At 64.9% G+C, this 9,144-nt stretch carries 9 protein-coding genes; 6 read left to right on the top strand and 3 right to left on the bottom strand.

The features are described from left to right. Positions 1-1,007: ATP-binding protein (locus JOY90_RS27070; RefSeq protein ID WP_291694166.1), on the bottom strand; the 1,007-nt coding region annotated here is incomplete at its 3' end. Between the two features lie 224 nt (positions 1,008-1,231). Between JOY90_RS27070 and JOY90_RS27065 the strand changes: the two genes are divergently transcribed. Then, the gene (locus JOY90_RS27065; protein ID WP_291694165.1) at positions 1,232-1,762 is read left to right on the top strand and encodes a DedA family protein; all 531 of its coding nucleotides are present in this window, start codon (positions 1,232-1,234) and stop codon (positions 1,760-1,762) included. Positions 1,763-1,809: 47 nt separating this feature from the next. Continuing rightward, complete coding sequence (locus JOY90_RS27060; RefSeq protein WP_291694168.1) at positions 1,810-2,403, top strand: bifunctional 2-polyprenyl-6-hydroxyphenol methylase/3-demethylubiquinol 3-O-methyltransferase UbiG; 594 nt, start codon at positions 1,810-1,812, stop codon at positions 2,401-2,403. Between the two features lie 4 nt (positions 2,404-2,407). Here the strand turns inward: JOY90_RS27060 and JOY90_RS27055 are convergent, their stop codons facing one another. Next, the gene (locus JOY90_RS27055; RefSeq protein ID WP_291694167.1) at positions 2,408-2,806 is read right to left on the bottom strand and encodes an MAPEG family protein; all 399 of its coding nucleotides are present in this window, start codon (positions 2,804-2,806) and stop codon (positions 2,408-2,410) included. 105 nt (positions 2,807-2,911) lie between these two features. Continuing rightward, positions 2,912-4,714: a class I poly(R)-hydroxyalkanoic acid synthase gene (locus JOY90_RS27050; protein WP_291694164.1), complete on the bottom strand. Its 1,803-nt coding sequence runs from the start codon at positions 4,712-4,714 to the stop codon at positions 2,912-2,914. 246 nt (positions 4,715-4,960) lie between these two features. Between JOY90_RS27050 and JOY90_RS27045 the strand changes: the two genes are divergently transcribed. The 4 genes from JOY90_RS27045 (at position 4,961) to glpX (ending at position 9,098) form a co-directional block, all read left to right on the top strand. After that, positions 4,961-5,263 (top strand): hypothetical protein, encoded by a 303-nt coding sequence (locus tag JOY90_RS27045; RefSeq protein WP_291694163.1) that lies wholly within the window; start codon positions 4,961-4,963, stop codon positions 5,261-5,263. Between the two features lie 199 nt (positions 5,264-5,462). After that, on the top strand, positions 5,463-6,683 hold the full coding sequence (locus JOY90_RS27040) for an LL-diaminopimelate aminotransferase (protein ID WP_291694162.1): 1,221 nt from the start codon (positions 5,463-5,465) through the stop codon (positions 6,681-6,683). Between the two features lie 21 nt (positions 6,684-6,704). Continuing rightward, entirely contained in the window at positions 6,705-8,018 is a 1,314-nt protein-coding gene (locus JOY90_RS27035) for a homoserine dehydrogenase (RefSeq protein ID WP_291694161.1), read from the top strand. Between the two features lie 90 nt (positions 8,019-8,108). After that, positions 8,109-9,098 (top strand): class II fructose-bisphosphatase, encoded by a 990-nt coding sequence (glpX, locus tag JOY90_RS27030; protein ID WP_291694160.1) that lies wholly within the window; start codon positions 8,109-8,111, stop codon positions 9,096-9,098. Positions 9,099-9,144: the final 46 nt, after the last annotated feature.

Here is a 9,144-nt window from a genome sequence, read left to right as displayed (position 1 = left end):
AGCGCGCTGCGCATGCCGGATTCATGGGTGCCGCCGTCCTGGGTCGGGATCGTGTTGCAGTAGGAGGACAGGAAGCCGTCGGCATCCGCCGTCCAGGCCACCGCCCATTCGCAGGCGCCGTGCGCGCCATTGCGGCCCGACTTGCCCGAGAACAGGTCGGGGTGCACCAGGGTGTCCGCGTGGATCGCGGCGCCGAGATAATCCTTCAACCCGCCCGGGAAATGGAAGACGGCTTCCGCTGCGACATCCTCGACCCCCTTCAAAAGCTCCGGCGCGCAGCGCCAGCGGATCTCGACCCCGCCGAACAGATAGGCCTTCGAGCGTGCCATCTTGAACAGGCGCTGCGGCTTGAACGTCGCCTTGGCGCCGAAAATCTCGGTATCCGGCCTGAAGCGTATCTTGGTGCCGCGGCGGTTGTTGACCTTGCCGAGGTCTTCGAGCTTGGTCTTGGCGTGGCCGCGCTCGAACGCCATGTGGTACAGCTTCTGGCCTCGGGCGACCTCGACATCCAGGCGCGAGGAGAGCGCGTTGACGACCGAGATGCCGACGCCATGCAGGCCTCCGGAGGTCTCGTAGACCTTGGAGTCGAACTTGCCGCCCGCGTGCAGCGTGCACATGATGACCTCGAGCGCGGACTTCTTCGGAAATTTCGGATGTGGATCGATCGGGATGCCGCGGCCGTTGTCGGTGACGGTCAGGAAGCCGTCGGCACCGAGATCCACCTCGATGAACGTGGCATGTCCCGCCAGCGCCTCATCCATGCAGTTGTCGATCACCTCGGCGAACAGATGGTGCAGCGCCTTCTCGTCGGTGCCGCCGATATACATGCCGGGACGGCGACGCACCGGCTCCAACCCCTCGAGCACCTCGATGTCGCGAGCGGTATAATCGGCCTCGCCGCCGGTGCCGCGGGCAGCAACCTTCGGTGCGGCCCGGCCCTTCGGCTCGGCCGCCGCGAACAGGTCATTGGATTTGGCTTTTGCTGAAGATTTCAATGATTTGGCCATGCATCTTTAGATAAGCGTGCAAGGGCACGCAGGCGAATCAATTGGCCCGACTATGCCACGGAAGGGGAGGACAATGCGACCGCACCGCTGGAGACGGGATAACCGATCACCCCCGCCTTTGTGACTTGAACTGGCGCGGGCCGCCCGCTTACCTGTTTTGGGACAAATGGGCGGAAAAGAGGCCGTATCGGCCTCAGGGCTGGGCGGAAAGGCTTTTCTTGGGAATGGAAGATTTTGCGCACGCCACGGCCGGCTTCGTGCGCGACCATCAGGCCTGGGCCGCCCCGATCGTCCTGCTGCTGGCTTTCGGCGAATCGCTTGCCTTCATCTCGCTGCTGCTCCCCGCCTGGGGCGCGCTGGTGGCGATCGGCGCGCTGATGGGCGCGAGCGGCATCAATTTCTGGCCGATCTGGATTGCCGGCAGCATCGGCGCCGCGCTGGGCGACTGGCTCTCCTACTGGGTCGGCTACCGCTACAAGGAGCAGGTCGCCCAGATGTGGCCCCTGTCGCGCTATCCGGAAATCCTGCCGCGCGGAGAAGCTTTCGTGCGGCGCTGGGGAGTTCCGAGCATTTTCGTCGGCCGCTTCTTTGGACCGTTGCGGGCCTCGGTGCCGCTCGCCGCGGGGATCTTCGAGATGCCCTATTGGGTGTTCCAGTTCGCCAATTTCGTCTCGGCCTTGATCTGGGCGGCCGCGCTCCTGCTGTTCGGCGATGTCATTGCCCAAATCCTGGAATGGCTGTGGCGCGTCGCATGATGCTGCGACAGGATGACCCGGTTTTTTCCGAAAGGAAGGTCGATCTCGTGGATCACGACACGTTGCAATTCTATCGCCGCAATGCCGAAGCCTATGCCGGCTGGGCGAAGGCGCCTTCGGCGCGGTTGAAGGATTTTCTCGCGCTGGTGCGGCCCGGCGGATCGATCCTCGAACTCGGCTGTGGTGCGGGCAATCATTCGAACGAGATGCTAGCGGCGGGCTTTGCGTTGCGGGCCACCGACGGCTCGCCGGAAATGGCGGCCATCGCGTCGCGGCGGCTCAACCACCCCGTCGAGACCATGCTGTTTCACGAGCTGGACGTGCGCGAAGCCTATGACGGTGCCTGGGCCAGCGCCTGCCTGCTCCACGTGCCGCGCGAGGATTTGGCCGGCATTCTCGGCCGCATCCATCGCGCGCTGAAGCCCGACGGGGTCTTTTACGCGAGCTTCAAGATCGGCGAGGCGGACGGCCGCGACAGTCTCGGCCGCTACTACAACTACGTTTCGCCGGAATGGCTGCGCGCGACCTACGCCGAGTCCGGCCCGTGGACGGAAGTCTCGTCCGGCACCAGCGTGATCAAGAGCTTTGACGAGGCGCCGGCGACCATGTTGCACCTCGTGGTGCGCAAGGCTGCGAGCTGATCACCTACGCCAGGCCGAAGATCGCCAGCGCCAGTACCACCTGCGCGACGAAGGCGATGGTGAAGACGAGGGTGCGGAACACCGGCAGGCCGAGCGTGTAGACGATGACGTGGGCGAGGCGGGCCCAGAAATAGACGGCGGCCGCATAGACCGTCGACTTCGTCGAATAGTCGATCGCGTTGAGGATCAGGATCAGCGACGCGAACACCACCAGATTCTCGATTGCGTTGTCGTGGGCGAACATCAATCGCGTCGCCCAAGGCGCATGCGGCCTGTCGTCACGGGCGGGATTGGCCATCGCGCCCAACAGGCCGCGCACCATGATGCGATTGAGGGTGTAAGGAAGCCACAACAGGCCGGTCAGGATGACCGTGAGGGTCAGCCAGAACAATTCGGGCGTCAGCAATCCGGGCGTCATGGTGTCCCCCTTTACGCGATGTGTTGGAATGATGTGTTGGAATTAAGTCCGGTCAGCCCGCGCGCTTATAGCCGAACGCGGTCGGAAGCGCTACGCGCGGACCTTGACGTAACTGCCGGGGGCGTCCTCGATCGGCGGCAGTGTGTCGGAACCGACACTGCGCGCCGGCACTTCCTCGGGATCGTTCGCGCCGAGCCACTCGCGCCAGTTCGGCCACCACGATCCCTTGTGCTCCTCCGCGGCCTTGATCCAGTCGGACAGCGAGACGTCCCGGATGTTGTCGTTGATCCAGTACTGGTATTTTCCCGACGACGGCGGGTTGACGACGCCGGCGATGTGGCCCGAGCCCGACAGCACATATTTCACCGGGCCGCCGAAGAACTGCGAGCCATAGAGCACGGATTCGGCGGGCGCGATGTGATCCTCGCGCGTGGCGAGGTTGTAGACGGGCACCTTGATCTTGGAAAGATCGAGAAGCGCGTTGTCCAGCACCATGGAGCCGGAGGTGAGCCGGTTCTCCAGGTAGCAGTTGCGCAGGTAGTAGGAATGATTCGCCGCCGGCATTCGTGTCGCATCGGAATTCCAGTGCAGGAGATCGAACGCGGCCGGCGGCTGGCCCTTGAGGTAGTTGCTGACGACGTAGGACCAGATCAGGTCGTTGGAGCGCAGCATGTTGAAGGCCATGGCCATCCGGCTGCCTTCCAGCACGCCGGATTCCTGCATGTCGCGCTCGAGCGCCGAGATCTGTCCTTCATCGACGAACACCAGCAGGTCGCCGGCATGGGTGAAGTCGACCTGGGCGGCCAGGAACGTCGCCGACGTCACCCGCACGCGCCGCTTCTCCGCGAGCCAGGCCAGCGTCGTGGCGAGCAGCGTGCCGCCGACACAATAGCCCATGGCATGGACCTTCATCTCGCCGGTGGCCTTCTCGATGACGTCCATCGCCGCCAGCGGTCCTTCCTTCATGTAGTCTTCCCAGGTCCTGGTCCCGAGCGCCTTGTCGGGATTGACCCAGGAGATCACGAACACGGTGATGCCCTGGTCGACGCACCACTTGACGAAGGATTTTTGCGGCCGGAGGTCGAGGATGTAGAACTTGTTGATCCAGGGCGGCACGATCAGGAGCGGCGTGCGCAACACCTTCTCGGTGGTCGGCTCGTACTGGATGAGCTGCATCAGCTCGTTCTGGAAGATCACCTTGCCGGGCGTGGTCGCCATGTTGACGCCGACCTCGAGGTTGGCAGGGTCCGATTGCCGGATCTTCAGCATGCCTCTGCCGGCCTCGATGTCCTCGGCCAGCATCGTCATGCCGCGCACCAGGTTGTCGGCGTTGGAGGCGATCGTCTCGCGCAGCACTTCCGGATTGGTGAACACGAAGTTGGAGGGTGCGAGCGCGTTGGTGATCTGCTGGACGTAGAACTCCGCCTTCTTGCGGATGTGCGGATCGAGGCCTTCGGCGTTGCGCACGAGTTCTTGCGCCCATTGCGTGGTCAAGAGATAGAGCTGCATCACGAAATCGAAGAACTGGTTCGATTTCCATTCGGGATCGGCAAAGCGCTTGTCGCGCGCGGAGGGGGCAATCGCCGGCGCAGGCTGCTCGCCGGCAAGGCGGCGCACCGCCGAGCCCCAGAGGTCGAGATAGCCTTTCGCAATTCTGGTCTGCACGTCCGAGGAACGCTCGTTGTCCGACAGCCAGTATTCGGCGACGGCGCTCAGGGTCTTGACCACTTCGGCGACGTCGTCCGACGAGTTGTCCTTCACCTCGCCGGTCTGCCGTGGCTTGAGATAGGCGGCAAGTGCCTTGCCACCGCTTTCCATCGCGCGCGCGACGTTCATCGCGAAGGCTTCCGCGTCGAACTTTTTCTCCGGACCGGCTTCGATCACATCACTCATGACCTGACACTATCGCTTCATGGCGCCTTCGTCACCGCAACCGAGTTAAAATCCGTTAACCCTGAGGATGATCCTGTTGCAGTGCGACAATACATCTTGCTTCCGTCACATTACGCTCCTAACCACAAACCGCTGTTCGGCTTGGTCGTTTTGGGCGAGAATGGTTTGAGCTGCAGCAATAGTCGTATTGCATGACCCGAATAATTGCGCGGCTGCAACATCAACCAAGCGGGACGGTCGGGCGCCATGTTGTCGCATCGCCTAAGGAATGCGGTCGTGCTGGGAGTGCTGTCCCTCTCGGGCGTGGCCCTGTCTGGATGTTCGACCTCGATTGCCGACAACCCTTTGCTCGGCACGCCGGCCGATGCGCCGGAGCAACCCAAGGATCCCGGCGGCTACATTCCAGTCAACGCGCTGCCGCCCGATCGGGACGAGGCCGTGATGGACCCGGCGACGCGGGCCAAGATCCAGAAGGACCTGATCGCCGCGCGCGATCGTCAGGCGACCGCCACGGCCACCCAGAACGCGCAGCCCGCTCCCCCAAAGTAAACCTCGGTCTGCCCTATTTGCTGGCACGGCTCCGCGTCCGTGCTAAAAGGGCGCCGTCAACCGCAAATCAGGGCGATACCGGTCCCTCTTGAACCCTGAATTCGCGCCAAATCGTTGATTTGGCGCGATTTCTGGACAGGATGCGATTCGGGTCCACGTTGGGGCGCCTGTCCCTGCCGGTTGCCGGAGCTCGGGAGCCATGGAAGATTTTTACCGCATCCGCCGCCTGCCGCCTTACGTGTTCGAGCAGGTCAACCGGGCCAAGGCCGCCGCGCGGAATGCCGGCGCCGACATCATCGACCTCGGCATGGGCAACCCGGACCTGCCGGCGCCGCCGCATGTCCTCGACAAGTTGAAGGAGACGCTGGGCAAGCCGCGCACCGACCGCTACTCGGCCTCGCGCGGTATTCCCGGACTGCGACGGGCGCAGGCGGCCTATTACGAGCGTCGCTTCGGCGTGAAGCTCAATCCCGAAACCCAGGTGGTCGCGACCCTCGGCTCCAAGGAGGGCTTTGCCAATGTCGCGCAGGCGATCACGGCGCCCGGCGACGTCATCCTGTGTCCGAATCCGAGCTATCCGATCCACGCCTTCGGTTTCCTGATGGCGGGTGGCGTGATCCGCTCGGTGCCGTCGGAGCCGACGCCGCAATTCTTCGAGGCGGTGGAGCGCGCGATCGTCCATTCGATTCCGAAGCCGATCGCGCTCGTGGTCTGCTATCCTTCGAATCCGACCGCTTATGTCGCCAGTCTCGATTTCTACCGGGATCTCGTCGCCTTTGCGAAGCGGCACGATATTTTCATCCTGTCGGACCTCGCCTATGCCGAGGTCTATTTCGACGACCGGAACCCGCCGCCCTCGGTGTTGCAGATTCCGGGCGCGATCGACGTGACGGTGGAATTCACCTCGATGTCGAAGACGTTCTCGATGGCCGGCTGGCGCATGGGATTTGCCGTCGGCAACGAGCGCATCATCGGCGCGCTGTCGCGCGTGAAATCCTATCTCGACTACGGGGCGTTCACCCCGATCCAGGTGGCGGCCACGGCGGCGTTGAACGGCGCGGAGGATTGCATCCGCGAGATGCGCGACACCTATCGCAAGCGCCGCGATGCGCTCGTGGAATCGTTCGGGCGCGCGGGCTGGGAGATTCCGCCGCCGCAGGCCTCGATGTTCGCCTGGGCGCCCTTGCCGGAAGCCTTCCGGGGCGTCGGCAGCATGCAGTTCGCGACCCTGATGGTGGAGAAGTCCGGGGTCGTCGTCTCGCCCGGCGTGGCCTTCGGCGAGCACGGCGAGCGCTTCGTGCGGATCGCCATGGTGGAGAACGAGCAGCGCATCCGCCAGGCCGCGCGTGGCGTGCGGCGTTTCCTTGAAACCGGCCTTGAAACGTTGCACAACGTGGTTCCTCTCGCCAACAGGCGTTAATTTTCCGCAGGTCATTCCGTCATGGTCGCACCCCTGAAAGTGGGCATTGCGGGGCTCGGCACCGTGGGCGCGGAAGTCCTGCGCCTCATCGAGAGCCGGGGACGTGTCCTCACGGCGCGCAGCGGCAGGCCGGTCAGGGTCGTCGCGGTGACGGCACGGTCGAAGGCGAAGAAGCGCGACGTCGATCTCGACGGCATCGCCTGGGCGAGGGATCCGCAGGCGCTCGCCGAGAATCCCGACGTCGATTGTCTGGTCGAGTTGATGGGTGGCGCCGGCGATCCCGCGCTGTCGGCGATCGAGGCGGCGCTGAAGTCCGGCAAGTCGGTGGTGACCGCCAACAAGGCGCTGATTGCCAAGCACGGCGTCCGGCTGGCGCAGGCCGCCGAGAAGCACGGCGGCGCCTTCAACTACGAGGCCGCCGTCGGCGCCGCGATCCCGATCGTCAAGACGCTGCGCGAGGGGCTGGCCGCGACCGGCATCGACCGCGTCTATGGCATCCTCAACGGCACCTGCAACTACATCCTGACCCGGATGGAGCGGGAGGGTTTGTCGTTTGCCGAGTGCCTGAAGGACGCGCAGCGGCTGGGCTACGCCGAGGCCGATCCGTCGTTCGATGTCGACGGCCACGACACCGCGCAGAAGCTCGCCATTCTGGCGAGCCTCGCCTTCGGCACCAAGGTGGCCCAGAGCGCCGTCCACGTCGAAGGTATTTCCTCGATCGCGCCGGAGGATCTGCGCGCCGCCGCCGATCTCGGCTATCGCGTCAAGCTGCTCGGCGTCGCGGTGAAGACCGCGAAGGGCATCGAGCAGCGCGTGCATCCGACCATGGTGCCGAAATCGTCCTCGATCGCCCAGGTGATGGACGTCACCAACGCCGTGACCATCGACGGCGAGGGTATTCCGCCGATCACGCTGGTTGGTCCGGGCGCCGGCGGCGCCGCAACGGCCTCCGCCGTCGTGGCTGACATCGCCGACATCGCGCGCGGCGTCCGCGTCCATCCGTTCGGGCGGCCGGTCGATCGTCTGGCGCAGATCGAAAAGGCCCCCATGGAGCGGCACGAGGGCGGCTATTACATTCGCCTGATGGCCCGCGATCTGCCGGGAACCGCGGCGACCATCGCCACCCGGCTGGCCGAGCAGAAGATATCGATCGAATCGATCGTGCAGCGCCACGCCAATGGCGGGGAGCCCGCGCGGGCCGGAAAAACGCCGGTTCCGGTGCTGTTGATTACCTACGCCACCCATGAGGACGCGGTATACCGGGCCTTGCAGGCCGTGCAGCGCGACAAGGTCATCACGGGGCGGCCGCAGGTGATAAGGATCGAGAAGAACTAGCGCATGGTCTGGAACGGATCGTGCACCGACGGACTGATTGCGGGCCTCGCGCGTTGAGTCCTGCCCGAAATTGAGAACAGGAGTGCGCCGATGTCGACCCATATTTCAGTCCCGCCCACCTTATTGCTCGAGCGCATCCTGACGCTGGAGATCGTGCGGGTGACGGAGCGCGCGGCGGTGTCGGCGGCGCGCCTGCGCGGTCATGGCAACGAAAAGGCGGCCGACCAGGCCGCGGTCGACGCGATGCGCCGCGAGCTCAACAAGCTGCCGATCGAGGGCACCATCGTGATCGGCGAGGGCGAACGCGACGAGGCGCCGATGCTGTTCATCGGCGAGAAGGTCGGCCTCAACGCGGGACCGCGGGTCGATATCGCCGTCGATCCGCTGGAAGGCACCACGCTCTGCGCCAAAAACATGCCCGGCTCGATCGCGACCATGGCGATGGCCGATGGTGGCACGCTGCTGCATGCGCCCGACGTCTACATGGAGAAGATCGCGGTCGGTCCCGGCTATCAGAGGGGCGTGGTCGAGCTCGACGCCTCGCCTGCCGACAATGTGCGCCGGCTCGCCAAGGCCAAGGGCGTCGAGCCCGGCGCGATCACGGTGCTGGTCCTGGACCGGCCGCGCCACGCCGACATCATCCAGAGCGTGCGCTCGACCGGAGCCGCGGTGCGCCTCATCACCGATGGCGACGTCGCCGGCGTCATTCACTGCGCGAGCCCGGATGAGACCGGCGTCGACATGTATATCGGCACCGGCGGCGCGCCGGAGGGCGTGCTGGCGGCGGCTGCGCTGCGTTGCATCGGCGGGCAGATGCAGTGCCGCTTGATCCTCGACACCGAGGAGAAGCGCGAGCGCTCCCACAAGATGGGCATCACCGACCCCAAGAAGATCTACGGCATCGAGGACATGGCGCGCGGCGATTGCCTGTTCGCCGCAACCGGCGTCACCACCGGCTCGCTGCTGTCGGGCGTCAAGTTCCGCAAGGACGTGATCCAGACCGAGACCGTGGTGATGCGCTCGGTCACCGGCACGGTGCGCTGGATCCGCGCCGAGCACCGTCAGCTGGAAAAGTTTTAGGGCCCGCGCCAGTCATCGCGCTGGAGCGCGGTGCGTCCTGCCTCCG

Source organism: Bradyrhizobium sp., from assembly GCF_019242285.1.
GTDB lineage: Bacteria > Pseudomonadota > Alphaproteobacteria > Rhizobiales > Xanthobacteraceae > Bradyrhizobium.
Note: the sequence above shows the minus strand (reverse complement) of the source record. Positions and strands in the feature narration are given on the sequence as shown.